We start from the raw sequence: 25942 nt of genomic DNA, 5'->3' as shown, positions 1-25942 counted from the left end.
CAACCGTGCGGAAGCAAACGGGAGTTCAGATGCACAAAAGAAAAGCGGGGCACCGAAGCGCCCCGCTCAACTCGTCCAACCGTACTTCTATTAGAAGTAACGGGTGAAGCGGATGAAGCCCGACATCGTGCCGTCGGCATCGCCCGTGGCGAGCGAACCGGCAGTGGCGTCGGTGTAGTTCAGCTCGGTGCGAACTTCGAAGTTCTGGACCGGGGTCCAGACGATCGACAGCTCACCAGCCCAGGCGTCGTTCGTGTACTTGGTGCCGGTGACGGCGCCGTAGACGTTGGCGAAGTACTGGACGGCAACCGAAGCGCTCAAGGTCGGCGAGAACACGTGGTTGTACGAAGCCAGGATGGAGTGCTCGTAAGCAACACCCGGGACGGCCAGACCGCCGACCGGACCGCCAACAGCGTAGGCGTTCGGGCTGTCAGCATAGTAGTAGATCAGGCGCAGGCTGTCGCCAGCCATGTTCGGGATGTTGTACTGCATGCCGACCGAAGCGCCCCAGCCACGACCGGAAGCGGTCACAGCACCGGCGTTGTCCCAGCCGATCTTGGCCCACACAGCGCCCCAACCGGCGTTGTAGGCAACCTTGCCGACCACGTCCGGGGTCCAGTCGGTAGCAGCCGGACCTTCGTCATGCTCGAGCGAGAGGGTGGCGGCGAAGCCGTTGCCGGAGAACGTGTAGGCGATCAGGTGACGCTGCTGGTAGCCGTAGTACATGCCACCCCAGGAGTGCGAACCCCAGTTGGAAGCGCCGCCGTTCTGCGTCTGGGCCCAAGCGGACTCGGTGTAACCCATGCGCAGGCCGCCGAGCTCGAGGAAGGCCTGGTCGAAGGTGGTGTTGCCGTCGGCGTTGGAGCCCCAGGTGCCCTGCAGACGGATGTACGAACGCAGCGTGCCCCACTCGGTGTCCGAACGGGCATCGATGTTCAGGCGGGCGCGGGTGTTGAGATCGTAACCGGCGTTGCCGACCTGGCCACCGTAGTACGGGGTCGTGTCGAGAGCGTTGCGGTAGGAGTCGCCACCAACCTGCAGCCAGACGTAGCCGGAGATGGAGAGGCAGGTCTCGGTGCCCGGGATGTAGAAGAAGCCAGCGCCGTAAGCATCGCAGACGCGGACATATTCAACCGGCTCGGGCTCGTACACGACAGCGTCGGCAGCCTGAGCGGCGGAAGCGGCGACCATGGCAGCCGCGGAGCCGAGAAGAAGGCTCTTGATGTTCATTGTTGACCTCCAGTCAAAGTTAATAACGGGTCTGGGTACTTTAGCTGAAGGACAGCGTTTCCCTGCCCCATCCCCAATTCCGAAAAAGACGCGCTGTCCGCGCCCCTTCTTCGAGGCTGACAATACGCATGCGGTTGCGGCGTTCAACAAAGATCGTCACCCGAAAACCTCCCCCCGGTGCCGATGCATGGGGCTTGTTGCACAAATGACACGATTTCGGTGGGGTCGGTAACGTCCTGTTAACGAACTCGGCCATTTTCCCGCTTTTCGTGATGCCATGCCGGGCCGGTTCAAGCGAAAAAGCGCGGAATCACGGGAGAATCGCGGGAATCGGCCCTGGTGTCCCGCGGGCGCGCCTTCCGTTGCCATACCACACGGGCGCGTGAGCCGGTGCGCGGCAGGGCGGGATTCGCCGTCCCCGGCCGGGCCGGCGTTGCGGAAGCGCCACAGTGCGCTGGCGTGCCAGGCCTCGCGCGCGAGCGACAGAAGAAAATGCAGTCCGGCTCGATTGCCTTGTTGATTCCGCGGGGGCTTTTCTTTATCCACCGCGCAACGGAGAGGTGGCCGAGTGGTCGAAGGCGCTCCCCTGCTAAGGGAGTAGACGGGAAACCGTCTCGAGGGTTCGAATCCCTTCCTCTCCGCCATTTCCCTTGTCTCACGCGAGTTCGCTTCGCTCACGGCTCCGACGGGGCGGGCGAAAGCCCGGGCCGCCGTCGCGGCCTCCGGCTTCGGGTTCGAACGGATCCTGAACGCGCCGCCATTTGTCTTGTCTCACGCCGGTACGCTTCGCTCACGGCTCCGACGGGGCGGGCGGAAGCCCGGGCCGCCGTCGCGGCCTGCGCCTTCGAGTTCGAACGGATCCTGAACGCGCCGCCATTTCCCTTGTCTCACGCCGGTACGCTTCGCTCACCGCTCCGACGGCGCGGGCGCGCTGTCATGGCCCGGTAGACAGGCCTCCATGACCCCTCCATCGCGCCACTTGCTGCCGCGATCGCCTGGCAAGGGGGAGCTCGAACGATAAAAAGAAAAAACAGATCAAAAGGATAGGGCCTTTCGCCGGCCGGATTCGGCCTCATTCCGGTTCATCGTTGACTGGAGGTCAACAATGAACATCAAGAGCCTTCTTCTCGGCTCCGCGGCTGCCATGGTCGCCGCTTCCGCCGCCCAGGCCGCCGACGCGATCGTTTACGAGCCGGAGCCGGTTGAGTATGTCCGCGTCTGCGATGCTTACGGCGCTGGCTTCTTCTACATCCCGGGCACCGAGACCTGCCTGTCGATCAACGGCTATGTCCGCATGCAGGTCGGTGGTCACACCCGCAACAACACCAATGACGTCAACTCGTCCATTTACGGCGACGCGATGAATGACGGCTACGTTCTCCACACCCGCGCCCGCCTGAACGTCGATGCGCGTTCGGATACCGAGTGGGGCACGCTGCGCTCCCTCATTCGTGTCCAGGGTCAGTGGGGCACCAATGGTGACGGTGCGGCCAAGCTTGACCAGGCTCTCATCGAGCTCGGCGGCCTGCGCATGGGCTACACGGAATCGGCCTGGAGCCAGACGCAGAACGGCGGCGCGTCCAACTGGGGTTCGCATTCCGACACCGGTCTTTACTACGGCTACCAGCAGCGTCACCTGATCGCCTACACCTTTGGCCTCAACGGCATGACCGGCACGATCTCGCTGGAGCATGACGATGCCAGCGCCAATGCCTCCAACTGGACGCCGGATGTGGTCGGCAAGCTGGCTTACAATGCCGGATGGGGTGCCGTTTGGGCCAAGGTGGCCTACGATGAGTCGATGAGCGGTGTCGCCGCTTCGGTTGGCACGCAGTTCAACGTGCCGAACATGGGTGGCGATAACCTCCGCCTGATCGGCTACTACGCCGATCGTGACAACGCCTATGGCGTGGCGAGCGGTGCGACCAATGCGGCCTATGGCGCTGCCAAGTACTCGATCCTGGCATCCTATAGCCATGTGTTCTCGAATACCTTCTCGGCGTCGGTAGGCTTCCAGTACAACATGGACCACTACATGGCCGGCACGAAAACCAAGTCGGGCGTCGACTCCTACGTCGGCGAGCTCTCCATGATCTGGACCCCGGTTCAGAACTTCGAAGTGCGCTCGGAAATCGCCTACCAGGACGACAACGCGCTCAACTCGAAGGGCACCGTGTCCGGCTACGTGCGCTTCACCCGCTACTTCTGATCGGAAGATCGGTTGATGTGATCCTGGAGGGGCGCCGGCCGGCCAAGGCCGGCGCCCTTCTGCCTTATCCAGATAAAATCATGCGAAAGGAGACCGGGGGCTTTCGGCGAAAAGCACGTGGCAATCCAAGTTCTTGAAGCAATGCCTGTTGAACCGGGGGCGGCTGGGAGCCGAAATCCCGTCTCGACGCGGGGCATTCCTTCGATTACGGGAGGCTGTGTGCGGTCCTGGAAGAATGATGTCTCGGGCATGGTTGTGCGGCCATCCCGGCGTTCGGAAAGGGCGGATATCTCAGCGTTGGGGTGGAACGCCGTGAGTGAAAGACGAATCGGATTGCGGCGGCGGGTGCTTGCACCGGCCGGACACCGGGCATCGGGCCCGGGCCCGCGAATCAAGGTTGTGCAGAGCGTGACCGTTGGCGACCTGGCCGGCCTCTACCTGGATGTTCTCTGGGAAGAGGGTCAGCACAAGCGCCACGTGGCCGCTTTCCTCGATGAGATCGACTTGCTGCTCAGGCGGCAGGCCTTCAGTATCTTTTCCGAGGACATGCTTGATGACGTCACCGGTAGCCTTCGTGCGAAGGGCAATTCCAACGCCACCATCAACCGCAAGATGGCGGCGCTCGGCAAGCTGCTCCGCAAGGCGCGCAAGATGGGCGATATTGTCGGCCTGCCGGAGTTCCGGCGGCAAAAGGAACGGCAGGGTCGGATCCGCTTCCTCGAAACCGAGGAGGAGGAGCGTCTCTTTTCATCCCTATGCGCCCATAGCCGCGATGCCTGGCGGCTGGCCGTGTTCCTGGTCGATACCGGCGCACGCCTCGGCGAGGCGCTTGCGCTCACCTGGAACGACATCCACGATGGCCGCGCCACGTTCTGGGTCACCAAGTCGAATCGCAGCCGCACCGTGCCCCTGACGCGACGGGCGCTCGATGTGCTCGACGAGCGCCGGGGCAGGGGACTGCGCGGCCCCTTCGTGATGCTCAACCAGCAGGGGTTCCGGTTCGTCTGGAACAAGGCCAAGAAGGAATGCGGCCTCGGCGCCGACGCCGACGTCGTTCCGCACGTCCTGCGCCACACCTGCGCATCGCGTCTCGTCAAGGGCGGGGTCGATATCCGGCGCGTGCAGATGTGGCTCGGCCACCAGACCCTCCACGTGACCATGCGCTACGCCCACCTGGCCGCCAACGACCTCGACGCCTGCGTCAACGTGCTGGAGGCATTCCGGGTCGTCGAGAGACGCCGGCCGTCCGTTCCCGTGCCGCCCCTGGAACAGAACCGGGGAAACACGTTGGCTGGCCAGGCCGGCTGACACCGCAAGCACCCCGCTGCCAATCGCCGGGGCTTTGCCGCTGCGCGCCACCCTGGCGCAACCTGCGCGCAATCCCGGCCAGGGATGAAGCCGGAGCCGCGGCGAACCCTTTCGAACGCCCCTTGCCTGGCGGGTCGTGAGCCGTGGCCGCGATCTTCCTCTGGGGAAGGCGAGGCTACCGGGCTCAGCCTAGAAAAAAGGCAATTGCCAATGACTTGGCTTGGTTTTTTGCCGGCTATGTTGCGTCGCAGCAACAGTGGCTGATCCTTGTGATTCTCCGGCTAAAAAAGCGATTGCCGAAATTCAAATCCCGCAGCAACGCTTGGCGGCCAGTGAGGTGCTGGTCAGCGCCTCCCGGCTCCAGAAGGCGGCGGCGCCACAGGCAACAAACAATCGACCCCGGCCGGCATGGCGGGGCATCTTGAACGGAGAGACTGACGATGACATTCAAGGGCCTTCTTCTTGGCTCCGCGGCGGCGCTGGCTGCCGTTTCCGGCGCCCGTGCTGCCGACGCGGTTGTCTACGAACCCGAACCGGTCGAATATGTGAAGGTCTGCGATGCCTACGGCGCGGGCTTCTTCTACATCCCCGGGACGGAGACCTGCCTGTCGATCAACGGCTATGTCTACTTCCAGGTCGGTGGCACCAGCGACCGCGACGGTGGCCTCGCCATCACCGACACGCCCGGCTACCACGGCTTCGGCTACGGCGGGTACAACGTGGCGACCCGCGGCCGCCTCAACATCGACGCCCGCTCGGACACTGAGTGGGGCACGCTGCGCTCCTACATCCGCCTCCAGGGCACCTGGGGCACCAACATCGACGGCAACGTCGCCTTCAACCAGGCCTACCTCGAACTCGGCGGCCTGCGCATGGGCTACACCGAGTCGGCCTGGGTCGATTCGATGAACGCCGGCGTGGCGGTCTATGGCTCCCATTCCGATGGCGGCCTCTACTACGCCTACCAGCTTCGCCACCAGGTCAACTACACCTTTTCGGCCAACGGTTTTGCCGCCACGCTCTCGCTCGAGCATGACGAAGGCCCGGCCGCGACGGACTGGGTTCCCGATGTTGTCGGCGTCCTGTCCTACAACGCCGGCTGGGGCGGTGCCTGGGCCAAGGTCGCCTACGACAACGACTACCTCATCCTGCCCGGCCGCCAGGGCGGCTGGTCCGCGCAACTCGGCATGCAGTACAACATCCCCAACATGAACGGCTCGTCGCTGCGCCTGCTCGGCTTCTACGCCGACACGCCGAACGCCTATGCCGTGGGGTCCGAGTGGTCGGTCCTGGCCTCCTACAACCACGTCTTCACCGACACGTTCTCGGCCTCCGTCGGCTTCCAGTACTTCAACGACACCAACTATGCCCTGGCCGGCTCGCCGGATGCCTGGGCAGCCGAACTGTCGACGGTCTGGACCCCGGTCCAGAACTTCGAGGTCCGCACCGAGTCGGTCTACACCAAGGCGGACGGCCTTTCCGGCTCGCTGTCGAGCTTCGTGCGCTTCACCCGCTACTTCTGATCCTCGACGGTTCAGCACGATCCGGGCCCGGCAGCGATGCCGGGCCCTTTTCGTTTTGCACGCCGGTTCTCCCCCTGGTACTTGCGCTCACCGCCGCCTGTCTTAAAGTTGCGCCATGGGTGAAACGCTGGCTTGCGGCGGGTTCCGTCATCGGGGGTGACGATGTTTGACTGGAAACGATGGGTTTGGCCGGCGATCCTCTCCACGGTTCTTTTGACCGTCTTGGCGGTTTGGGTCCGGGTTTCCCCGGTCGAAAGCGACCTCGCGGCCAAGGTCGCCCACGCACTCGGCAAGGACCATTGGGCCACGGTCCGCTACAACGCCCGCGATGTCGTTCTTTCCGGCGTCGCGCCGGACGAAGAGGCTCGTGCCGAAACGCTGCGCCAGGTCGCCTCCGCCTATGGCGTGCGAACCGTCGTCGATGAGACCACCCTGGCAGACCTGGCCGATCCGTACCGGTTTTCCGCCACCAAGAACGCCGATGGCATCACCTTGTCCGGGCATTTCCCGCAGCGCGCGGCCCACCTGGCTGTCGTGGATGCCGCGGCGGCGCAGTTTCCCGGCCTGAAGATCACCGATGCGATGACCCTCGCGCGCGGCGCGCCGGAGAGCTACACCGCGCAGGCCGAATTCGCCATGGAGAAACTGGCAGAACTGGCCCACGGCGAGGCCGTGGCGCAAGCCGGCAGCTTTTCGCTGAAGGGGACTGCGGCCGACATCGACGCCTACGAGGCGCTCGTCGGCCTTGGCGCGACGGTGCTGCCCGCCGGCCTGACCGCGGGCGTGATCGCCGTCGAGCCGGCGCCGGTCGAGGGCGATTACGTGCTGTCCGCCATGAAGGATGGCGATGCCGTCTTGCTGGAAGGCTTCGCCCCGACGCCAGCGGCGCGCGATGCCATGGTCGCGACGATGTCCGGGCAGGCGCCGGGCGCGCAGGTCGACAACCGCCTGCGGATTGGCGCCGGGGCGCCGCAGGCCTTTCCGGCCTTTGCCGGACAGGCGCTTCAGGCGCTGGCCCAGCTTCGCCGCGGGCGGATGGTGCTTACCGGCTCAAGCCTGCAGTTCAGCGGCCTCGCAGCCGATGAAGCGACGAAAGCCCGCGCCGAGGCGGCGCTGAAGGCCGCGCCCGACGGCCTCGAGATCGCCTCGTCGGAGATCGTCTTGCCGGAGCCGCCCTGGTCCTGGCAGGCAACGACGGACGGAAACGGTCTCGCGCTCTCCGGCGCCGTGCCGGACGAGGCAGCCGGACAGCGGCTTGCGGCGCGCGCGGCGCGCATGGTCGGGCCGGGCAATGTCCGCGACGCCCAGAAGCCGGGCAAGGGCGCGCCGGACGGCTTCGAAGCTGCGGCCGTCGCGGCCATGCAGGCGCTGGTCCGCATGGCTGCGGGCGAGGTTGCCTTTTCCAGCGGCGCCGTCACGCTGAAAGGGGAAGCCCGGTCCATGACGGAACCGGATGCACTCGCCGCCAGCCTGCGCGCTGCCCTGCCGGAAGGGCTGTCCCTGGCATCGTCCGTCGAGCCGGCTCCCGCGGCGGCGGCCGGACCGCTGCAGGCCGAAGCCTGCCAGCAGGGCTTCGACGCCATCCTCGGCGGCAACCGCATCTATTTCGATACCGGCAGCGCGTCGCTTGACGCCGATTCGCTGGGCATGATCGACCGGCTGGCCGGCGTCGCCATCCGCTGTACCACGTCGGCGATCGAGGTGGCCGGCCATACCGATTCCGACGGGGACGACCAGCAGAACATGGCCTTGTCGGAGGCGCGTGCCGGCGCCGTGGTCGAGGCCCTGGTGCGCGCCGGTGTTCCGGCCTCCCGGATGACGGCGGTCGGATACGGCGAAACGGCGCCCGTCGCGCCCGACGACACGCCGGAAAACAAGGCGCGCAACCGCCGGATCGAGTTCCGGGTCACCGGGCAGCAGGAGGAATGAACCGATGTGGTACCTTGTGTCCGACCTCTGGTTTTTCCTGTTCATCGCCTTGTTTGCAGGCGTGATTACCGGATGGATGACCTGCCGAAAACGCGTGTGAAGGCGAAGAAGGGGAGAAACTGACGGCCATGACGGCATTCATCATCCAGACCGGGCTCCTGCTGCTGATCGCCTTCATCGTCGGCTGCATTCTTGGCAGCCTGCTCAAGCGTGCCTTCGGCACGGCCAACGAAGAGGTGCGGCCGTCGGAGCCCCTCGCCATGGCCACGGCATCCCGCCAGCCGGTCCGCACCGCGCCAGCCGAACCCGTTTCTGCGCCGCCGGCACCTGTTAACACGCTCGCCACGGCTGAAGCAGTGCCGCCTGAAAAGACAGCCGCAGAGCCGGTCATGGCGCCGGCTGCGGCCATCGCTCCTGTCGCGCCGGAAGCGCCTGAGCCGAAACCGGACCGCAAGCGGACAACGGCATCGGCGCCGGCCGCGGCTTCCGCCGGAACCCGGGATGACCTGAAGCGGATCCGCGGCATCGGACGCCAGAACGAGGCGCGGCTGAACGCCGAGGGCATCACGTCCTTCTCCCAGGTCGCCGCCTGGTCTGCTGCAGACCAGCAGGCCTGGGGCGAGCGGCTGGCCTTTCCGGGCCGCATCGAGCGCGAGGACTGGGTCAGCCAGGCCGCCATCCTGGCAAAGGGCGGGGAAACCGGCTTTTCCCGCCGGGTCGACAGGGGCGAGGTGGAAACATCGGGTGGCGGCCAGCCGTCGGCCATCCCGGAAGTAGGAAAGAAGCCGCCGGTCCTCAAGCGCCCGCGCCGCGGCAAGGCCGACGATCTGACGGCCATCTCCGGCATTGGCAAGGCCATCGAGACGAAACTGTTCGATCTCGGCATCTTCCATGTTGACCAGATCGCCGCGTGGAGCGCGGATGAAGCGGCCTGGGTGTCGCAGGCCTTGGGCTTTCCGGGCCGTGCCGCCCGCGAGGACTGGGTCGGGAAGGCCGGCACCCTCGCGGCGGCCGCGTCCGCACGGAAGCCGCGCAAGCGCCCGGCCGTCACCGGGAAGGCGAGGGCACGGAAGAAGGGCGCGTGAGGCAACCGGTCAGCGAGGCGGCCTGTCTCTGGCCGCCCGCGCCTTGCCGCGGTCCACCTGCGCCAGGAACGTGCCGATAATGGCGGGGAGGTCGCCCGTTTCCAGGAATGGCGCATGCCCCTGGCCGGCCACGGTCACCCGTTCCAGGGAGGGCGCATAGCCCGCCATCTCGTCGATCGTGCGCTCCGAAAGCAGCCGTGACAGCTCACCGCGGATCACCATCAGCGGCATTGCCGTCAGCCCGATGAACTGCGGCCAGAGCACGGGCAGCGGCTTGGAGAGATCCAGCCCGGTCAGGGTCTTGAGCAGGTTGGGGTCGTAGTCCGGCACCGGGCGCCCGTTGTCGTCGCGGTAGATGGCCCGCGTGGCGCGTTCGTGGTCGTCGGGTCCGAGCGCGGGAAAGCCGATCTCCATCGTCTGCGCGACGATCGCCTTCGCCTCGTCCCAGCTCGAGGGCTTGGGCGCGCGCTCGAGATAGGTTCGGATCTGCGTCAGGCCTTCGCCCTCGATCACCGGCCCGACATCGTTGAGGATCCCGGCCTTCATGACGCCCGGCCGCATCCCGGCCAGCACATGCATCACCAGTCCGCCACGCGACGTGCCGATGAAGGCGCCATGCTCCACCCCCATGGCGGCCAGGCCGGCGAGCACGTCATCGGCCTCGACCAGGGCGTCATAATGCGTCCAGTCCGGATCGTAGGCCGACTCGCCGCGGCCGCGGAAATCGAACGCGACGACCTGGCGCGGGGTCTTGGGATCGCGCGAAAGCAGCAATGCCAGTGCATGGAAGTCGCGCGCATTGCGCGTCAGTCCCGGCAGGCAGATGGCGGGAAGAGCGCCGGGCATCGCCTCGCCATAGATGCGGGCATGCAGGCGCAACCCGTCTTTCGCGCTGTAGGAGAAGTCGGAAAAGCCGTCTGTGTCAGTCATGCGGGCAAACTTGGACAAAAGGTTCGAATGGTGAGGCCATGAAACCGGCCGGGCGGGTCGCGCTTTTGCTTAGCGCAACAGGCTGGCAAGGTCGACCCGGCTTTGCTGGCGATGGCCGGGTATCATCCGGCCGTCAGGTCCTTCACAACGTCGGCATGGCCGGTCAGGCGCTGCTTGTAGACCTGCAGGTTCTCCATCACGCGCTGCACGTAATTGCGTGTCTCGCCGTAGGGAATGCGCTCGATCCAGTCGACCACGGCGTCGATCGGCTGACCGCGCGGGTCGCCGTAACGTCCGATCCACTCCTGCGCGCGGCGTGGTCCGGCGTTGTAACCGATGAAGGTCAGGACGTAGGAGCCGGAAAACCGGTCCATCTGGCGGGCGAGATAGGCCGAACCCAGCGTCGCGTTGTAGGCCGGATCGCTGGTCAGCCGGTCGCCGGAATAGGCAAGGCCGACCTCGCTTGCCATTTCGCGTGCCGTGCCGGGCATCAGTTGCAGAAGTCCGCGTGCACCCGCATGGGACACGGCACCGGTGTTGAATTCGCTTTCCTGGCGAGCGATGGCGTAGGCGAGCGCCTTGTCGGGCGCCGCAATGGCTGCGTCGGCGGGAATGGCCCCGGTGGGATGCGCGAGACCGCCGACGTCGATGCCCCGGTTCGCCGCGATCTTGCCGACGCGCAGGGCGGTGTAATGATCGCTGCGCGCCTCGGCCATGCCAGCAAGGAGCGCGATTTCCCCGGGGCTGGTCAGGTCGCCGGCCAGGTCCCGGTAGAGCAGGCCGGCGCGCCAGCCGTGGCCGACCTGTTCAAGCCGCCCGATGGCCTGCACGGCAGGCCGGGCGTCGAACCGGGCCCGGTCTTCGTCGCTGGCGGTCGGCGGTTCGATGGGCAACTGGTCCATCCCCAGGCGCGCCGCAGCGAGCTGCCCATAGAAAGTGGTGCCGAAATGCGCGGCCAGCCGATAGTGCGGTTCCGCTTCGCCGGACGCGCCGGCTTCGATCGCTCGGCCAAGCCAGTATTGCGCCCGTGCATTCGAGATCGGCCCGTCGGCAATCTCTGCTATGGTCGCGAAGTGAACGGCCGCCGCCTTGGCATCCTTGAGGAAGGTGAGCGCGATCCAGCCGGCATGGAATTCCGCGTCGGCCACCGTGCCCGGCTTGCCGCCGCGTTGTCCGGCAGCGATCCGGTAGGCCGCGCGATATTTCTTCAGGTCGATGAGTTCACGCGCCAGCGCGCGCCGCTCGACCCACCACTGGTCGAGATCGATCAGTTTGGCGGCATCGGCCGGTGCCTTGGCCATCACCTCGGCCGCTTGCGCAAACTGGCCGGATTTGCGCAGGAAACGTGCCAGTGCATAGCTGTAGCCCGCGCTGCGTTCCGCCTCCGGCACGGCGGCCAGCAGCCGTGCAGCGTCCCGCTGGCCGCGGATGACCGCTGCCCAGGCCTCCTGAAGGGCAGGGCGCCCGCATCGCTCGGCCACGCGTCCGGCCGAGCGAACCCGGTCCTCGTAGAGCATGAATTCCTGGCGGTAGCAGTCGTCGGCCTTGTCGATCAGCGCTCCGAACTCGTTGAGGATCGCCAGTTCATCGGTCGCGTCGAGCTTCGTGTCGCGCCAGAAATCTCCCAGCAGGGCGGTCGCCTTCGCGGTTTCACCGCTGGCCAGCAGTGCGCGCACAAGCAGTGTCACGCCGTCTGTCGTCTCGGGAGCTTGGGCGGAAAACGCGGCAAGGACGGTTGCCGGAGCCGGCGCTTCGCGTGCCAGTGCCCGCTCGTAATGACGGCGAACGGCACCAAGGCCCGGCCATCCCTGCAGGTCCTGCATGGCGGTCTTCAGTTGGATGCTTGACAGGGTCGCGCCGCCGTAAAGGGCCGTCGCCCAGGTGAGAATGCGGCGGTCCAGCGTATCCGCCGGCAGGCTGTCACGGGCCGCGAGCGCGGCATCGACATCGCTCGATGACAGGGCATCGAGGCCGGCACGCAGCGGCGAGACCTCTTCCGGCTGCGCCAGGGTGGCCGGAGGCGTCTCGGGCGTGGCCTTGTCGCGCACCTGCATCGCCGTCGTGACCGCCGCCGACAGCGCCAGCATGCCGGCCAGGGCCGGCAGGAGCACGCGGGTGCTGATCATCTCGGGTCCGCTCCTTCGCGTCAGTCGGGACACCATCGCCGCTCACCGGTCCGGACCGGCTGCCGACGAGGAAAACGCCAGTTTGCCTGCGGCGTGTGAAAACATGGTTAACCATTGGTTGCCCGGGTTTCCGGAAAGGTCACACAACGCCACGAAACCGCTCTTGCCGCACGCGCATGGCAAGACTATGGTGCCGCGCCTGCCGACCCGGCCGGAATTGTCCGGCGGGGGGAGGTTCAACCAAGACTGATTTCCTGGAGTCACCCACCATGTTCAAAGGCTCGTTCCCGGCCCTCGTCACGCCCTTCACTGCCAGTGGCGCCGTGGACGAGAAAGCCTTCGTCGACCTGGTGGAATGGCAGATCGCGGAAGGCTCCAACGGATTGGTGCCCGTCGGCACCACCGGTGAAAGCCCGACGCTGAGCCATGACGAGCACCGCCGCGTGGTCGAGCTCTGTGTCCAGACCGCCGCCGGCCGCGTGCCGGTGATTGCCGGGGCCGGCTCCAACAACACGCGTGAGGCGATCGGCCTCGTCGAGCATGCCGAGGAAGTCGGCGCGTCCGCTGTGCTGGTCGTCACGCCCTATTACAACAAGCCCGGCCAGCAGGGGCTCTACGAGCACTTCGCCGCCGTTGCCCGTGCCACGTCGCTGCCGATCATCATCTACAACATCCCGCCGCGCTCGGTCATCGACATGACGCCGGAAACGATGGGCCGCCTGGCGCATGACTTCAAGAACATCGCCGGCGTGAAGGATGCCACGGGCAAGATCGAACGGGTCACCGAGCAGCGCCTCGCCTGCGGCAAGGACTTCGTCCAGTTGTCCGGCGAGGATGGCACGGCGCTCGGCTTCAATGCCCATGGCGGTGTCGGCTGCATCTCGGTTTCGGCCAATGTCGCACCGCGGCTCTGCGCCGAGTTCCAGGCAGCAACGCTGGCCGGCGAATGGGACAAGGCGCTGGACATGCAGGACCGGCTTATGGCCTTGCACAAGGCCATCTTCACGGAAGCCGGTGTGGCCGGCGCCAAGTACGGCCTCTCGCGGCTTGGCCGCATGGAGAACACCCTGCGCCTGCCCATGATGCCGGTCTCGCAAGCCGGCGCGACGGCCATGGACAAGGCCATGCGCGACCTCGGCCTGTTGAACTGACGGGCTGGCGAACGCATTTAACCGGAATGGCAAAGGTCAAGGCAACAAACGGCAAGGTGATTGCCGAGAACCGCAAGGCACGGTTTTCCTACGCGATCGAGGACACCATCGAGGCCGGTCTCGTGCTGACCGGCACCGAAGTCAAGTCGTTGCGCCTGGGAACCGCCAATATCCAGGAGAGTTATGCCTCCATGGAAAACGGCGAGTTCTGGCTCATCAACTCCTACATCCCGGAATACACCCAGGCCAACCGCTTCAATCATGAGCCGCGGCGCTTGCGCAAGCTGCTCCTGTCGAAGCGGGAGATGGCGCGGCTGGCCAAGGAAACCGACCGCGAAGGCATGACCCTCGTCCCGTTGAAGCTCTATTTCAACGAGCGCGGCCTGGCCAAGCTTCTGCTTGGCATTGCCAAGGGCAAGAAGACCCACGACAAGCGCGAGACCGAGAAGAAACGCGACTGGAATCGCGAAAAGGCGCGTCTGCTCAAGAGCCACGGCTGATCTCTTCACGAGGTGAGGGAACCCGGCGCGCGACGCCGGACCTTCGACCTATGGCGAAGCCGTGTCAAAAGCACTTCCATATCATCATTTATTCATGTATAGAGGTTTCGAGATTTTTCGGAGACCCTGAACATGCTGTCCGGTTTGATGAAGCGCCTCACGTCCGGCGCGTCCGACAACGCCATCGCCCACGATGATTTCCTTGCTGCGTTGAAGGCAAAGACCCACACGCTGGTCGACGTTCGCGAAGTGCGCGAATTCCATTCGGGTGCCATTCCGGGCGCCATCAACGTGCCTCTTTCGGCTTTCGACCCGGCGCGCATCCCTGCCGGCAAGCCGGTCATTCTCTACTGCGCCACCGGCGCCCGCTCCGGCATGGCCTTGCGGGCCCTGCATCAGGCCGGGCGCGAGGACGCCGTGCACTATCGCCCCGGCGTCACGGGATGGCGCCTGCAGGGCGGCAGGCTGGTCTGAACCGATTGACGCGCATCAAGGCGGAACGGGCCTCGGTGCGCATGAATAAGCTGCGGCTGAAGCACGGCGTCGCGGCATCACGGAAGACGTGCAAGCTTTGACGAAGGAGGAAGCGATGGCGCATGTGGTCGTACTCGGAGCCGGCCTTGGCGGCACCATCATGGCCTACGAGATGAAGGATCAGCTCGGGCCGAATGACAAGCTGACGGTGGTCAACAGGGGAGACAAGTACTCCTTCGTGCCTTCCAATCCGTGGGTGGCGGTCGGCTGGCGCAAGCCCGAGGAGATCGAGGTCGATCTCGTCAAGGCCTTTGGCCGGCGTGGCATCGCGCTCGAACCCGGTGGCGCCAAGCGGGTTCATCCGGCCGAGAACCGCATCGAGCTGGAAGATGGCCGCTCGCTGGACTACGACTACCTGATCATTGCCACCGGCCCGGAACTGGCCTTCGACGAGATCGAGGGTTTCGGTCCGCAGAACTTCACCCAGTCGGTCTGCCACGTCGACCATGCCGCTCAGGCGGCCGAGGCCGTGGAGCGGCTGAAGAAGAACCCGCAGCCCGTCGTCGTCGGCGCGGTGCAGGGGGCATCCTGTTTCGGCCCGGCCTACGAGTTCCTGTTCATCCTGGAAACGGCGCTGCGCCGTGCCAAGATCCGTGACAAGGTTCCCATGACCTTCGTCACCTCCGAGCCCTACATCGGCCACCTCGGCCTGGATGGCGTCGGCGACACCAAGGGCCTGCTGGAATCGGCGATGCGCGAAAAGCACATCAAGTGGATCACCAACGCCAAGGTGAAGAAGGTCGAGGACGGCACGATCCACATCGAGGAAGTGGGCGAGGACGGCCAGGTGAAGAAGGAGCAGGCCATGCCCTTCGGCTTCACCATGATGCTGCCGGCCTTCCGCGGCGTCGATGCGGTCAAGGGCATCGAGGGGTTGACCAATCCGCGCGGCTTCATCCTCGTGGACGAACATCAGCAGAACCCGACCTTCAAGAATGTCTTCTCCATCGGCGTCTGCGTCGCCATTCCGCCCATGGGGCCGACCCCGGTTCCCGTCGGCGTACCGAAGACCGGTTTCATGATCGAATCCATGGTCACGGCCACTGCGCACAACATCGGCAACCTCATCAAGGGCGGCAAGCCGGATGCCCGCGGCACGTGGAACGCGGTCTGCCTCGCCGACTTCGGCGACAGTGGCATCGCCTTCGTTGCCCAGCCGCAGCTGCCGCCGCGCAATGTCAACTGGTCGTCGCAGGGCAAGTGGGTCCACGCCGCCAAGATCGGTTTCGAGAAATATTTCCTGCACAAGATCCGGTCCGGGACGTCCGAGCCGTTCTACGAGAAGCTGGCGCTGAAGGCGCTGGGCATCGACAAGCTCAAGGAAGTGCGGATGGACGACTGACGCCGGCAGGGACGTCACCGTCGACCGCAGCAAAGCCGGGCACCATCGTGCCCGGCTTTGTCATGCACGGACGGCCGGATGGTGTGGAGTGAAAAGCGTTTCCGCGGGTTCAGCCGACGAAATCGGCGACATCGCTGAAAACCGCGCGGAACATGCCTTCGGTCAGGCGGCCGGTGTTCGTGTTGTAACGCGAGCAGTGATAGCTGGAGAAGATGGCCGTGCTGCCGATCTGCGTCCGCGCGCCATGGCCGAAGGGATGCGCCGCCACGCGCCCGCCGAGCGCCCTGACGGTGGAATCGTGGGCGATCTTGCCGAGCGTGACGATGGCCTGCAGCTGCTCGAAGCGCCCGATCGTCGCGGTCAGGAACTGTCGGCAGGTGTTGATCTCCGCGCCCACCGGCTTGTTCTCCGGCGGCACGCAGCGCACCGCGTTGGTGATCGCCGCTCCGGTCAGCGTCAGGCTGTCGTCCGGGCGAGCCTCGAAGGTCCCGCGGGCGAAACCGAAATCCTTGAGCGTCGCGTAGAGCAGGTCGCCGGCATAGTCGCCGGTGAACGGCCGCCCGGTCCTGTTGGCGCCGCGCAGGCCCGGCGCCAGGCCGACGATCAGCAGGCGCACATGGGCATCGCCGCGCGGATCGGCAAACGTCCGGACCGGCGCATTGTACCAGCCGGGCTCGCGCTCCCGCCAGCCGGCAATGAAATCGTGCAGGCGCGGGCACAATGCGCAATCCCGCGACGGGTCGGCGCCGCACGCCGGAAGCTGGGTCATGTCAGTAGTCGTCGTCTTCGTAGTCGTCGTCATCCTGGGCGACGGCACGTCGCGGGGCAGGGCGTTCCGAGGGATCGCGCCCGACGTCCGCCTTGAGCGACACCAGGTCCACGAAATGGTCCGCCTGGCGGCGCAGGTCGTCGGAAATCATCGGGGGCTGCGAGGCCATGGTCGAGATGACCGACACCTTGCGGCCCTTGCGCTGCAGCGCATCGACGAGGACGCGGAAATCGCCGTCGCCGGAAAAGATCACGTAGTGGTCGACCGTGTCGGACAGTTCAAGGGCATCGATCGTCAGTTCGATGTCCATGTTGCCCTTGATCTTGCGGCGTCCCGACGAGTCCGTGAATTCCTTGGCCGGCTTTGTGACGACCTTGTAGCCGTTGTAGTCGAGCCAGTCGATCAGCGGGCGGATCGATGAATATTCCTGGTCCTCGACCAGCGCGGTGTAATAATACGCGCGAAGCAGATAGCCTTTTGACTGGAAGTGTGATAACAACTTGCGGTAGTCGATATCGAACCCGAGCGACTTTGACGTCGCGTAGAGATTCGCACCATCGATGAAGAGCGCGATTTTTTCACGGGGATCGAACATATCTGTCACCTCGTTGTGGGAACGCCTGCTCCCGGTGTTCGATCGACCGGGGGCATGCATCGCATTTTCTGTGCACGGGGGGCTTGCGTGCCTTTTGGACCTAGCCGGAGTTCCCGGCCATGCCAAGGAAAATCGCTTTTTTGCCTTATTCTTTCCCGATTTTCCCCCGAAATAGTGTAGTTCAGCGCCCTTGCGTTGCGACCGGCTTTTTTGTAAGGAGCCGCTTTGTCCTTCCCGCATAGACCCGGATTGAAGAGAGAGGCAGTTTATGGCCCGCGTTACCGTTGAAGATTGCATCGACAAGGTTTCCAACCGGTTCGACCTCGTGCTGCTCGCCAGCCATCGCGCCCGCCAGATCTCGCAGGGCGCCGGGATCACCGTCGATCGCGACAACGACAAGAACCCGGTCGTCGCGCTGCGCGAAATTGCCGACGAGATGCTGTCGCCGGGTGACCTGCGCGAGGACCTGATCCATTCGCTGCAGAAGCATGTCGAGGTCGACGAGCCGGAGGCAGAGGCCCCTGCGACGCTCGAAAAGGCCGCCGATTCGCCGGTCGAGACAGAGATGGCCGATACCCCGGACGAACCGGTGACCTTCGACCGCATGTCGGAAGAAGATCTTCTCGCCGGCATTGAAGGCCTCGTCGCCCCGGAGAAAAGCGACGATTTCTGATCGGGCCGGCCGCGCGGCCTTCCGCGCGCCCGCCAATCGGTCTATTGAAGTCATGCGCTGTGCCGAAACCGGTGCGGCGCATGTTTTGTCTGTGAAGTGACGGGGATCCGGTAAGCCCATGATGCGCCAGTACGAGCTTGTGGAACGCGTCCAGCGCTACAAGCCCGAGGTCAATGAAGCCCTGCTCAACAAGGCCTACGTCTACGCCATGCAGAAGCATGGCCACCAGAAGCGTGCATCCGGCGATCCCTATTTTTCCCATCCGCTCGAAGTCGCCGCCATCCTGACGGAGATGAACCTCGATGAATCGACCATCGCGGTGGCGCTGCTGCATGACACGATCGAGGACACGGATGCGACCCGCAAGGAGATCGATGAGCTCTTCGGCGAGAATATCGGCAAGCTGGTCGAAGGGCTGACCAAGCTCAAGAAGCTCGACATGGTGTCGAAGAAGGCAGAGCAGGCGGAAAACCTGCGCAAGCTTCTTCTGGCCATTTCCGACGACGTGCGCGTGCTGCTCGTCAAGCTGGCCGACCGCCTCCACAACATGCGCACGCTCGATCACATGCGCGAGGACAAGCGCCGCCGCATCTCCGAGGAAACGATGGATATCTATGCGCCGCTGGCCGGGCGCATGGGCATGCAGGACATGCGCGAGGAACTGGAGGAACTGTCGTTCCGCCACATCAATCCCGAAGCCTGGCGCATGGTCACCGAGCGGCTCGAAGGCCTGATGAGCCGCAATGCCGGCGTCATCGGAGAGATCGAGCAGCAACTGTCGTCCCTGTTCGAGACCGCGGGCGTCAAGGCCACCGTGAAAAGCCGCCAGAAGAAGCCGTGGTCCATCTTCCGCAAGATGGAATCCAAGGCGCTCTCCTTCGAGCAGCTCTCCGACATCTTCGGCTTCCGCGTCGTCGTCGAGTCGGTGGACGATTGCTACCGTGCGCTCGGCGCCATCCACACCACCTGGTCCATGGTGCCGGGACGGTTCAAGGACTACATCTCGACGCCGAAGAGCAACGACTACCGGTCGATCCACACCACGATCGTCGGTCCGTCGCGCCAGCGCGTGGAACTGCAGATCCGCACCCGCGGCATGAATGCCATCGCCGAATACGGCGTCGCGGCCCACGCCATCTACAAGGACAAGGGCACCGTGGCGCTGACCGATGGCCACGCGATCTCGAAGGATACCAACGCCTATGCATGGCTGAGGCGCACGATCGAGCAGTTGTCGGAAGGCGACAACCCGGAGGAATTCCTCGAGAACACCAAGCTGGAACTCTTCCATGACCAGGTGTTCTGCTTCACGCCGAAGGGGGCGCTGATCGCCCTGCCGCGCGGCGCCACTCCGATCGATTTCGCCTATGCGGTTCATACCGAGGTCGGCGACACCTGCGTCGGTGCCAAGATCAACGGCCGCATCATGCCGCTGATCACCGAGCTCAAGAACGGCGACGAGGTCGAGATCGTCCGGTCCAAGGCGCAGGTGCCGCCCGCTGCCTGGGAATCGGTCGTCGTCACGGGAAAGGCGCGCGCCGCCATCCGCCGCGCCACGCGCGCGGCCATCCGCAAGCAGTATTCCGGCCTTGGCGTGCGCATCCTGGAACGCGCCTTCGAACGTGCCGGCAAGACCTTCTCGCGCGAGGCGCTGAAACCGGTCCTCCACCGTCTCGGCCACAAGGAGATCGACGACGCGCTTGCGGCTGTCGGCCGCGGCGAGACGCCGTCCGGCGATGTCATGCGCGCCGTGTTTCCCGACTACAAGGACGAGCGGGTCACGCCGACCAAGCCGGAAAAGGGATCCGGCTGGTTCAACCTGCGCAACGCGTCGGGCATGGTCTTCCGGATTCCCGGCCAGAAGGATGCCGATGCCAATCCGCGCAACGCCCTGCCGATCCGCGGCGTGCGCGGCGATCTGCCGGTCAACTTCGCGCCCGAAGGCGCAGTGCCGGGCGACCGCATCGTCGGCATCATGACGCCCGGGTCCGGCATCACCATCTATCCCATCCAGTCGCCCGCGCTGACCGCCTTTGACGACCAGCCCGACCGCTGGATCGACATTCGCTGGGACATCGACGAGGCGTCCGGTGAACGCTTTCCCGCCCGCATTTCGGTCAATGCAATCAACGCGCCGGGGTCGCTGGCCGAGATTGCCACGGTCATCGCCGAAGCGGATGCCAACATCCACAAGCTGACCATGGTGGAAACGGCGCCGGACTTCACGGAGATGGTCATCGATCTGGAGGTGTGGGATCTCAAGCACCTGACGCGCCTGATCGCGCGCTTGAACGAGACCGCCAGCGTCGGCCAGGCGAGACGGGTACACGGGTGAGGCGAGCCGCACGGCGGTCGCGGGAAACAGTCTGAAGGAACAGCAGCCATGACCATGACGACCGAAGACGTGCTTGCCATCTTCCGCGAGGCCGGCGCAGTGCTGGAAGGCCATTTCATTCTCACCTCCGGCCTTCGCAGCCCCGTCTTCCTCCAGAAGGCCCGCGTCTTCATGCATGCCGACAAGACCGAGACGCTGTGCAAGGCGCTGGCCGAACGCATTCGCGCCGAGGTCCCCGGCCGCATCGACTACGTCGTCGGCCCGGCGATCGGCGGGCTCATCCCCGCCTACGAGACGTCGCGCCATCTCGGTGTGCCGGCGGTCTGGGTCGAGCGCGAGAACGGCGAATTCCGCCTGCGCCGCTTCGAGATGGAGCAGGGCGCGCGGGTGGTCATCGTCGAGGATATCGTCACGACCGGTCTTTCCATCCGCGAGACCATCGACGCGTTGCGCAAGATCGGCGCCGAGGTGGTGGCAGCGGCCTGCATCATCGACCGCTCCGCGGGCAAGTGCGATGTCGGCGTTCCGCTCGTTGCGCTGGCCGAATATGAAGTGCCGGCCTATCCGGCCGACAGGCTTCCCCCCGAGCTTGCCGCAATTCCGCCCGTAAAGCCGGGTAGCCGGACCCTGTAGTGCTTCCACCGGCCGCCAGCGGCGAAAAGGGGTCGCAGGGCGGCTTTTTCCTTGCCGCTCTTGTTCCTGCCCGCTTATAGACAAGGGGCAGGGGCTGAGCGGGCGGTCAATGCGACAGGCGGGAAGAAAGGCTTAACGGTCGGCACCCTAAGGTCCGGTCGGGATCGGCGAGGATTCGCCAGGGAATGGGATGGAATGCTGTTCAGGCGACGAAAGAAGGCGGATTTTTCCGAACGTCTGCGGACGTTCTTCTGGCCGCGCCGTTCGTTCCTGAGGTCGGCGCAGTATTTCGCCAAGCGCGTGCTGCGCCTGTCGGCGACGCCCCATGCCATTGCCGCCGGCGTGGCCGCAGGCGTCTTCGCCTCCTTCACCCCCTTCATCGGCTTCCATTTCGTCATCGCCGCCGCGCTGGCCTGGCTGATCGCCGGCAACCTCCTGGCATCCGCCCTCGGCACGGCCGTCGGCAACCCGCTGACCTTTCCCTTCATCTGGGCCGCCACCTACAAGCTCGGCCAGGCCATCAGCGATGGCGGGTTCGATAACGTCCACAAGCACATCAACCTGGTGAAGCTGTTCGGCGACCTGGAGTTCTCCCAGCTCTGGCAGCCGGTTCTCAAGCCCATGGTCGTCGGTGCCGTTCCGCTCGGGCTTGCCTTTGCCGCCGGCTTCTACTTCCTGACCCGCTGGGCGGTCGCCACCTTTCGCGAACAGCGCCGCAAGCGCCTGGCCGAGCGTGCCCGCAAGCGCGCCGCGAAGCTGGCCGCGCGCCATGCCAAGGAAAAATCCCCCACGCCGAACAACGCGGCGCTCGGCTGATGATCATCGGCCTGGGATCCGACCTGATCGACATCCGGCGCGTCGAGCGGTCGCTGGAGCGCTTCGGCAGCCGCTTCACCGATCGCATCTTCACCGATGTCGAAAAGGCCAAGTCGGACCGGCGCAAGGAACGCGCTGCCTCCTATGCCAAGCGCTTCGCGGCCAAGGAGGCCTGTTCCAAGGCCCTCGGAACGGGCCTGTCGAACGGCGTGTTCTGGCGCGACATGGGGGTCGTCAACCTGCCTGGCGGCAAGCCGACCATGCACCTCACCAACGGCGCCCTGGCGCGCCTTGAGGCCATGACGCCACCGGGCCACCGGCCGGTCATCCACCTGACGATCACGGACGATTTTCCGCTCGCCCAGGCATTCGTCATCATCGAGGCGCTACCCGAAACCGGGGAGACCTGACCGGGCGCAAGTGACGCAGCCGGCGCGGGGCATTCCCGCCGTTGCGGCCCGAAGCACGAGCGGTTATGAGAGACGCCGAAGCCAAACAGGGAAGTATGAGCGTGGCCGAAAGAACCCAGAAGAAGTCAGGCGGTCTTCTTGAGATCGTCAGCGTAATCGTCCAGGCGCTGATCCTGGCGGTGATCATCCGCTCGCTGCTGTTCCAGCCGTTCTCCATTCCCTCGGGCTCGATGCGTCCGACGTTGCTGGAGGGCGACTACCTCTTCGTCAACAAGTGGTCCTACGGCTATTCGCGTCACTCCTTCCCGTTCTCGCCCGACCTTTTCGAAGGGCGCATCTGGGGCGGACAGCCGGAGCGCGGCGACGTCGTGGTCTTCAAGTTCCCGCCCAATCCGTCGCTGGACTACATCAAGCGGCTGATCGGCCTGCCGGGCGATCACGTGCAGATGAAGGACGGCGTGCTCTACATCAACGGCGAAGCGGTCAAGCGGGAGAAGGTCGGCCAGATCGACAATCCCGACATCACCGAACTCGACCGCCCGGTCGACGTCTACCGCGAGACCCTGCCCAACGGCGTCAGCTACGACACACTCGACATCACGCCCAACGGCGTTTCGGACACGACCCGCGAGTTCATCGTGCCGCCCGGCCATTACTTCATGATGGGCGACAACCGCGACAATTCCAACGACAGCCGTCTCAGCGTCGGCTTCGTACCTTACGAGAACCTCGTCGGCAAGGCGACGGTGATCTTCTTCTCCATGGCTGGCGGTGCCAGCCCGCTGGAGTTCTGGCGTTGGCCGGCGGATCTGCGCACCGGTCGCCTGTTCACCACGATCCATTGATCGCGGGGAGCCTGACTTGAGCCGCGCAAGACGGACCGGTGCGACGCTGGCGGCCGAGATCGGCCGGCTGACGGGGCACGACTTCTCCGATCCGGCGCGGCTGGAACGGGCGGTCACCCATGCCAGTGCGCGCAAGTCCGGCGGTGCCGACTATGAACGCCTCGAGTTCCTCGGCGATCGCGTGCTCGGCCTCGTGGTGGCGGAATTGCTGTTCGGCGAGTTCCCCCATGCCAACGAGGGCGAACTCTCGGTCCGGCTGAACCAGCTTGTCAGCGCTGAAACCTGCGCCGACATCGCCGAGGAAATCGGTCTGCATGATTTCATCATCACCGGCGCCGAGATCAAGTCGCTGGCCGGCCGCAAGCGGCTGAACCTCCGGGCCGACGTGATGGAATCGGTCATCGCGACCATCTACCTCGACGGCGGCCTCGATGCCGCGCGCCCGTTCATCCTGAAACACTGGGCCGGCCGCGCCAGGGCCGCCGGCGCCGGGCGGCGCGATCCCAAGACGGCGCTGCAGGAATGGGCCCACCGCCAGGGCGGCCTCGTTCCGGTCTACGTGGTGGACAGCCGCGAGGGACCGGATCATGATCCCTTGTTTGCCGTATCCGTGACCGTCGGCAAGCGGCCGCCGGAGCAGGGCACGGGACGGTCGAAGCGGGCCGCCGAGCAGGAAGCCGCCACGCGGCTGCTGGTTCGCGAAGGCGAATGGAAGGAGGGCGAATGAGCCCCGAGACGCAACAGCCTGAAGCCGCGGCACCGGACACCCGCTCGGCCTTCGTCGCGCTGATCGGCGCGCCCAATGCCGGCAAGTCCACCTTGCTGAACCGCCTCGTCGGCGCCAAGGTCTCCATCGTCACCCACAAGGTGCAGACCACGCGCGCCCTGATCCGCGGCGTCGCCATCAAGGACCGCAGCCAGCTGGTCTTCGTCGATACGCCCGGCATCTTCAAGCCGCGCCGCCGCCTCGACCGCGCCATGGTGACGACCGCCTGGTCGGGCGCCCGCGATGCTGACATCGTCTGCTTTCTCGTCGATGCCGAACGCGGCCTGAAGGGCGACGCCGCCGTCATCCTTGAAAGCCTGAAGCAGGTGCGCCAGCCCAAGGCGCTGGTTCTCAACAAGATCGACACGGTCAAGCGCGACAGCCTGCTGGCCCTGGCCGCCGCCGCCAACGAATCGGTGGACTTCGACGCCACCTTCATGATCTCCGCGCTCAACGGCTCGGGCTGCGACGACCTGATGGCCTGGCTCGCCGGCAGGGCCGCGCCCGGTCCCTGGTACTACCCGGAAGACCAGATCTCCGACCTGCCCATGCGCCAGCTCGCCGCCGAGATCACGCGCGAGAAGCTTTACCTGCGCCTGCATCAGGAGCTGCCCTATTCGTCCCACGTGGAGACAGAGCGCTGGCAGGAACAGAAGAACGGCTCGGTACGGATCGACCAGGTCATCTACGTCGAGCGCGACAGCCAGAAGAAGATCATCCTTGGCCGCAAGGGCGAGACGATCAAGGCCATCGGCCAGGCGGCCCGCGAGGAACTGGCCGAGATCCTCGAGCAGCCGGTCCACCTGTTCCTGTTCGTCAAGGTGCGCGAGAACTGGGGTGACGACCCGGAACGCTATCGCGAAATGGGCCTCGATTTCCCCGGCTGACACGCGGGCGGGCCGGCAGGGCGCCTTGATCGATGAAAATTAGCACTTTGGTTATGGACTTTGCGGCCTGACCGGAGGATCGTCGCCCGATGGAATGGCGGGACGAAGGCATCATCCTTGGAACGCGCAGGCATGGCGAAACGAGCGTCATCCTGGAGGCGATGACGCTTGGCCACGGCCGCCATCTCGGCCTGGTGCGCGGCGGCCGGTCGCGGACCATGCAGCCGGTTCTCCAGCCCGGCAACCGGGTGGACCTGACCTGGCGCGCGCGCCTCGACGAGCATATGGGCACGTTCCAGGCCGAACCGATGGAGCATCATGCCGCCCGCCTGTTCGGCAGCGCCACCGGTGTCTTCGGCCTGCAGGCCTGTGCCGCACACCTGCGGCTGTTGCCCGAGCGCGACCCGCATCCCCGCCTCTACGAGACGCTCGGCATCCTGCTGGAGCACCTCGACGAGCCGCAGGGGGCGGGCGAACTGTTCATCCGCTTCGAACTGATGGTCCTCGACGAGCTCGGCTTCGGCCTCGATCTCGGCCGCTGCGCGGCCACGGGAGCCACGGAAGGGCTGGCGTGGGTATCGCCGAAGTCGGGCCGGGCGGTCAGCCGCGAGGCGGGCGAACCCTGGGCTGACAAGCTGCTGGCGCTGCCCGGCTTCCTGCTGCGCGGTTCCGGCCAGCGTGCCGATGGCGAGGGGGTCCGAAGGGCGCTCGCCCTGACGGCCTATTTCTTCAACCGCCATGTCTGGGAGCCGCGCGGCATGCGCGAGCCACAGGAACGCGCCGGCCTGGCCCAGGCGCTGCGGCGCCATTTCGAATCCGGGGAGGGGAACGCGGCATGAGCGAGTGGCGTGAACGGCTGGAACAGGCCCGCCGGAGCGGAGAGTTCGGCACCATCCCGATGGCCGACGTCTCGCGGTTTACCGGGCTCGACCTGATGCGACGCATCATCGACGGCACCTATCCGCCGCCCTCCATCGGCGGCGCGCTGAACTTCGCGCTGACCGAAGCAGAAGAGGGGCGGGTCGTTTTCACCGGCTGGCCGACCGAAGCGCATCTGAACCCGATGGGAACGGTGCATGGCGGCTGGGCTGCCACGATCATGGATTCGGCGCTCGCCTGCGCCGTACACACCACCTGTGCGGCCGGCGAGGCATCCACGACGGTCGAGTTCAAGGTCAATCTCGTTCGCCCGGTCCTGCCGGGCATGGGCGAACTGGCCTGCGAGGGAAGGGTGGTCCATCGCGGCCGCAACCTGGCCGTTTCCGAAGCCACGCTGAAAGGACCTGACGGAAGGACGCTCGCCTTCGGCACTGAAACCTGCTCCATCCTGCGCATGCCGGGCTGAG

The 25942-nt window shown here is 65.6% G+C and carries 24 protein-coding genes and 1 tRNA gene; 20 read left to right on the top strand and 5 right to left on the bottom strand.

Annotated elements, in window-relative coordinates; genetic code table 11:
• Positions 1–90: 90 nt before the first annotated feature.
• Positions 91–1230: a porin gene (locus tag CSC94_RS06595; protein WP_099305048.1), complete on the bottom strand. Its 1140-nt coding sequence runs from the start codon at positions 1228–1230 to the stop codon at positions 91–93.
• A 554-nt stretch (positions 1231–1784) separates the two neighbouring features.
• Between CSC94_RS06595 and CSC94_RS06590 the strand changes: the two genes are divergently transcribed.
• The 6 genes from CSC94_RS06590 to CSC94_RS06565 all read left to right on the top strand — a co-directional run bounded on the left by CSC94_RS06590 (position 1785) and on the right by CSC94_RS06565 (position 9284).
• Positions 1785–1874: transfer RNA gene (locus tag CSC94_RS06590), tRNA-Ser, on the top strand.
• Between the two features lie 461 nt (positions 1875–2335).
• The gene (locus CSC94_RS06585; protein ID WP_099305044.1) at positions 2336–3439 is read left to right on the top strand and encodes a porin; all 1104 of its coding nucleotides are present in this window, start codon (positions 2336–2338) and stop codon (positions 3437–3439) included.
• Positions 3440–3688: 249 nt separating this feature from the next.
• Complete coding sequence (locus tag CSC94_RS06580; RefSeq protein ID WP_099305042.1) at positions 3689–4747, top strand: tyrosine-type recombinase/integrase; 1059 nt, start codon at positions 3689–3691, stop codon at positions 4745–4747.
• Positions 4748–5187: 440 nt separating this feature from the next.
• Positions 5188–6270, top strand: coding sequence for a porin (locus CSC94_RS06575; RefSeq protein WP_099305040.1), 1083 nt, complete (start codon positions 5188–5190; stop codon positions 6268–6270).
• 162 nt (positions 6271–6432) lie between these two features.
• Positions 6433–8199, top strand: a complete 1767-nt coding sequence (locus CSC94_RS06570; protein WP_133122836.1) for an OmpA family protein — start codon at positions 6433–6435, stop codon at positions 8197–8199.
• Positions 8200–8327: 128 nt separating this feature from the next.
• Positions 8328–9284 carry a helix-hairpin-helix domain-containing protein gene (locus tag CSC94_RS06565; RefSeq protein ID WP_099305036.1) on the top strand — a complete coding sequence of 319 codons (957 nt, stop codon included), beginning with the start codon at positions 8328–8330 and terminating at the stop codon, positions 9282–9284.
• Positions 9285–9293: 9 nt separating this feature from the next.
• On the opposite strand, the gene CSC94_RS06560 is transcribed toward CSC94_RS06565, so the two are convergent.
• Together CSC94_RS06560 and CSC94_RS06555 are read right to left on the bottom strand one after the other, a co-directional pair.
• Complete coding sequence (locus tag CSC94_RS06560; RefSeq protein ID WP_099305290.1) at positions 9294–10214, bottom strand: alpha/beta fold hydrolase; 921 nt, start codon at positions 10212–10214, stop codon at positions 9294–9296.
• A gap of 122 nt (positions 10215–10336) precedes the next feature.
• The gene (locus tag CSC94_RS06555; protein ID WP_099305034.1) at positions 10337–12340 is read right to left on the bottom strand and encodes a lytic transglycosylase domain-containing protein; all 2004 of its coding nucleotides are present in this window, start codon (positions 12338–12340) and stop codon (positions 10337–10339) included.
• A 269-nt stretch (positions 12341–12609) separates the two neighbouring features.
• Here CSC94_RS06555 and dapA point away from each other — a divergent pair, with 269 nt between their 5' ends.
• The 4 genes from dapA to CSC94_RS06535 all read left to right on the top strand — a co-directional run bounded on the left by dapA (position 12610) and on the right by CSC94_RS06535 (position 15867).
• Positions 12610–13491, top strand: a complete 882-nt coding sequence (gene dapA / locus CSC94_RS06550) for a 4-hydroxy-tetrahydrodipicolinate synthase (RefSeq protein WP_099305032.1) — start codon at positions 12610–12612, stop codon at positions 13489–13491.
• 26 nt (positions 13492–13517) lie between these two features.
• Entirely contained in the window at positions 13518–13991 is a 474-nt protein-coding gene (smpB, locus tag CSC94_RS06545) for an SsrA-binding protein SmpB (protein WP_099305030.1), read from the top strand.
• A 132-nt stretch (positions 13992–14123) separates the two neighbouring features.
• Entirely contained in the window at positions 14124–14465 is a 342-nt protein-coding gene (locus CSC94_RS06540; protein WP_099305027.1) for a rhodanese-like domain-containing protein, read from the top strand.
• Between the two features lie 115 nt (positions 14466–14580).
• Positions 14581–15867 carry an NAD(P)/FAD-dependent oxidoreductase gene (locus CSC94_RS06535; protein WP_099305288.1) on the top strand — a complete coding sequence of 429 codons (1287 nt, stop codon included), beginning with the start codon at positions 14581–14583 and terminating at the stop codon, positions 15865–15867.
• 109 nt (positions 15868–15976) lie between these two features.
• Here the strand turns inward: CSC94_RS06535 and CSC94_RS06530 are convergent, their stop codons facing one another.
• Together CSC94_RS06530 and CSC94_RS06525 are read right to left on the bottom strand one after the other, a co-directional pair.
• On the bottom strand, positions 15977–16636 hold the full coding sequence (locus CSC94_RS06530) for a uracil-DNA glycosylase (protein ID WP_099305025.1): 660 nt from the start codon (positions 16634–16636) through the stop codon (positions 15977–15979).
• 1 nt (position 16637) lies between these two features.
• Positions 16638–17231 (bottom strand): LabA-like NYN domain-containing protein, encoded by a 594-nt coding sequence (locus tag CSC94_RS06525; protein WP_099305023.1) that lies wholly within the window; start codon positions 17229–17231, stop codon positions 16638–16640.
• A gap of 268 nt (positions 17232–17499) precedes the next feature.
• Between CSC94_RS06525 and rpoZ the strand changes: the two genes are divergently transcribed.
• The 10 genes from rpoZ (at position 17500) to CSC94_RS06475 (ending at position 25941) form a co-directional block, all read left to right on the top strand.
• On the top strand, positions 17500–17904 hold the full coding sequence (gene rpoZ / locus CSC94_RS06520) for a DNA-directed RNA polymerase subunit omega (RefSeq protein WP_099305021.1): 405 nt from the start codon (positions 17500–17502) through the stop codon (positions 17902–17904).
• Between the two features lie 118 nt (positions 17905–18022).
• The gene (locus CSC94_RS06515; RefSeq protein WP_099305019.1) at positions 18023–20239 is read left to right on the top strand and encodes a RelA/SpoT family protein; all 2217 of its coding nucleotides are present in this window, start codon (positions 18023–18025) and stop codon (positions 20237–20239) included.
• Positions 20240–20293: 54 nt separating this feature from the next.
• Complete coding sequence (gene pyrE / locus CSC94_RS06510) at positions 20294–20872, top strand: orotate phosphoribosyltransferase (RefSeq protein ID WP_099305286.1); 579 nt, start codon at positions 20294–20296, stop codon at positions 20870–20872.
• A gap of 195 nt (positions 20873–21067) precedes the next feature.
• On the top strand, positions 21068–21688 hold the full coding sequence (locus CSC94_RS06505) for a DUF2062 domain-containing protein (protein ID WP_099305017.1): 621 nt from the start codon (positions 21068–21070) through the stop codon (positions 21686–21688).
• A complete protein-coding gene (gene acpS, locus CSC94_RS06500; protein WP_099305015.1) occupies positions 21688–22098 on the top strand; it encodes a holo-ACP synthase in 411 nt (136 codons plus the stop codon). The genes CSC94_RS06505 and acpS overlap by 1 nt, the downstream gene beginning before the upstream one ends.
• A 95-nt stretch (positions 22099–22193) precedes the next feature.
• Complete coding sequence (gene lepB, locus CSC94_RS06495; protein WP_099305013.1) at positions 22194–22943, top strand: signal peptidase I; 750 nt, start codon at positions 22194–22196, stop codon at positions 22941–22943.
• A gap of 16 nt (positions 22944–22959) precedes the next feature.
• The gene (rnc, locus tag CSC94_RS06490) at positions 22960–23670 is read left to right on the top strand and encodes a ribonuclease III (protein ID WP_099305011.1); all 711 of its coding nucleotides are present in this window, start codon (positions 22960–22962) and stop codon (positions 23668–23670) included.
• Positions 23667–24596 (top strand): GTPase Era, encoded by a 930-nt coding sequence (era, locus tag CSC94_RS06485; RefSeq protein WP_099305009.1) that lies wholly within the window; start codon positions 23667–23669, stop codon positions 24594–24596. Before rnc ends, era begins: the two co-directional genes overlap by 4 nt.
• Before the next feature lie 89 nt (positions 24597–24685).
• The gene (gene recO / locus CSC94_RS06480) at positions 24686–25435 is read left to right on the top strand and encodes a DNA repair protein RecO (RefSeq protein WP_099305007.1); all 750 of its coding nucleotides are present in this window, start codon (positions 24686–24688) and stop codon (positions 25433–25435) included.
• Complete coding sequence (locus tag CSC94_RS06475; RefSeq protein ID WP_099305005.1) at positions 25432–25941, top strand: PaaI family thioesterase; 510 nt, start codon at positions 25432–25434, stop codon at positions 25939–25941. The genes recO and CSC94_RS06475 overlap by 4 nt, the downstream gene beginning before the upstream one ends.
• Position 25942: the final 1 nt, after the last annotated feature.

It is taken from the genome of Zhengella mangrovi, assembly GCF_002727065.1.
Taxonomy (GTDB): Bacteria; Pseudomonadota; Alphaproteobacteria; order Rhizobiales; family Rhizobiaceae; genus Zhengella; species Zhengella mangrovi.
Note: the sequence above shows the minus strand (reverse complement) of the source record. Positions and strands in the feature narration are given on the sequence as shown.

Bases quoted from the DNA above. Each gene is read 5' to 3' on its own strand.
- CSC94_RS06595 (WP_099305048.1), bottom strand. From the start codon at position 1,230: ATGAACATCAAGAGCCTTCTTCTCGGCTCCGCGGCTGCCATGGTCGCC.
- CSC94_RS06585 (WP_099305044.1), top strand. From the start codon at position 2,336: ATGAACATCAAGAGCCTTCTTCTCGGCTCCGCGGCTGCCATGGTCGCC.
- CSC94_RS06580 (WP_099305042.1), top strand. From the start codon at position 3,689: ATGGTTGTGCGGCCATCCCGGCGTTCGGAAAGGGCGGATATCTCAGCG.
- CSC94_RS06575 (WP_099305040.1), top strand. From the start codon at position 5,188: ATGACATTCAAGGGCCTTCTTCTTGGCTCCGCGGCGGCGCTGGCTGCC.
- CSC94_RS06570 (WP_133122836.1), top strand. From the start codon at position 6,433: ATGTTTGACTGGAAACGATGGGTTTGGCCGGCGATCCTCTCCACGGTT.
- CSC94_RS06565 (WP_099305036.1), top strand. From the start codon at position 8,328: ATGACGGCATTCATCATCCAGACCGGGCTCCTGCTGCTGATCGCCTTC.
- CSC94_RS06560 (WP_099305290.1), bottom strand. From the start codon at position 10,214: ATGACTGACACAGACGGCTTTTCCGACTTCTCCTACAGCGCGAAAGAC.
- CSC94_RS06555 (WP_099305034.1), bottom strand. From the start codon at position 12,340: ATGATCAGCACCCGCGTGCTCCTGCCGGCCCTGGCCGGCATGCTGGCG.
- dapA (WP_099305032.1), top strand. From the start codon at position 12,610: ATGTTCAAAGGCTCGTTCCCGGCCCTCGTCACGCCCTTCACTGCCAGT.
- smpB (WP_099305030.1), top strand. From the start codon at position 13,518: ATGGCAAAGGTCAAGGCAACAAACGGCAAGGTGATTGCCGAGAACCGC.
- CSC94_RS06540 (WP_099305027.1), top strand. From the start codon at position 14,124: ATGCTGTCCGGTTTGATGAAGCGCCTCACGTCCGGCGCGTCCGACAAC.
- CSC94_RS06535 (WP_099305288.1), top strand. From the start codon at position 14,581: ATGGCGCATGTGGTCGTACTCGGAGCCGGCCTTGGCGGCACCATCATG.
- CSC94_RS06530 (WP_099305025.1), bottom strand. From the start codon at position 16,636: ATGACCCAGCTTCCGGCGTGCGGCGCCGACCCGTCGCGGGATTGCGCA.
- CSC94_RS06525 (WP_099305023.1), bottom strand. From the start codon at position 17,231: ATGTTCGATCCCCGTGAAAAAATCGCGCTCTTCATCGATGGTGCGAAT.
- rpoZ (WP_099305021.1), top strand. From the start codon at position 17,500: ATGGCCCGCGTTACCGTTGAAGATTGCATCGACAAGGTTTCCAACCGG.
- CSC94_RS06515 (WP_099305019.1), top strand. From the start codon at position 18,023: ATGATGCGCCAGTACGAGCTTGTGGAACGCGTCCAGCGCTACAAGCCC.
- pyrE (WP_099305286.1), top strand. From the start codon at position 20,294: ATGACGACCGAAGACGTGCTTGCCATCTTCCGCGAGGCCGGCGCAGTG.
- CSC94_RS06505 (WP_099305017.1), top strand. From the start codon at position 21,068: ATGCTGTTCAGGCGACGAAAGAAGGCGGATTTTTCCGAACGTCTGCGG.
- acpS (WP_099305015.1), top strand. From the start codon at position 21,688: ATGATCATCGGCCTGGGATCCGACCTGATCGACATCCGGCGCGTCGAG.
- lepB (WP_099305013.1), top strand. From the start codon at position 22,194: ATGAGCGTGGCCGAAAGAACCCAGAAGAAGTCAGGCGGTCTTCTTGAG.
- era (WP_099305009.1), top strand. From the start codon at position 23,667: ATGAGCCCCGAGACGCAACAGCCTGAAGCCGCGGCACCGGACACCCGC.
- recO (WP_099305007.1), top strand. From the start codon at position 24,686: ATGGAATGGCGGGACGAAGGCATCATCCTTGGAACGCGCAGGCATGGC.
- CSC94_RS06475 (WP_099305005.1), top strand. From the start codon at position 25,432: ATGAGCGAGTGGCGTGAACGGCTGGAACAGGCCCGCCGGAGCGGAGAG.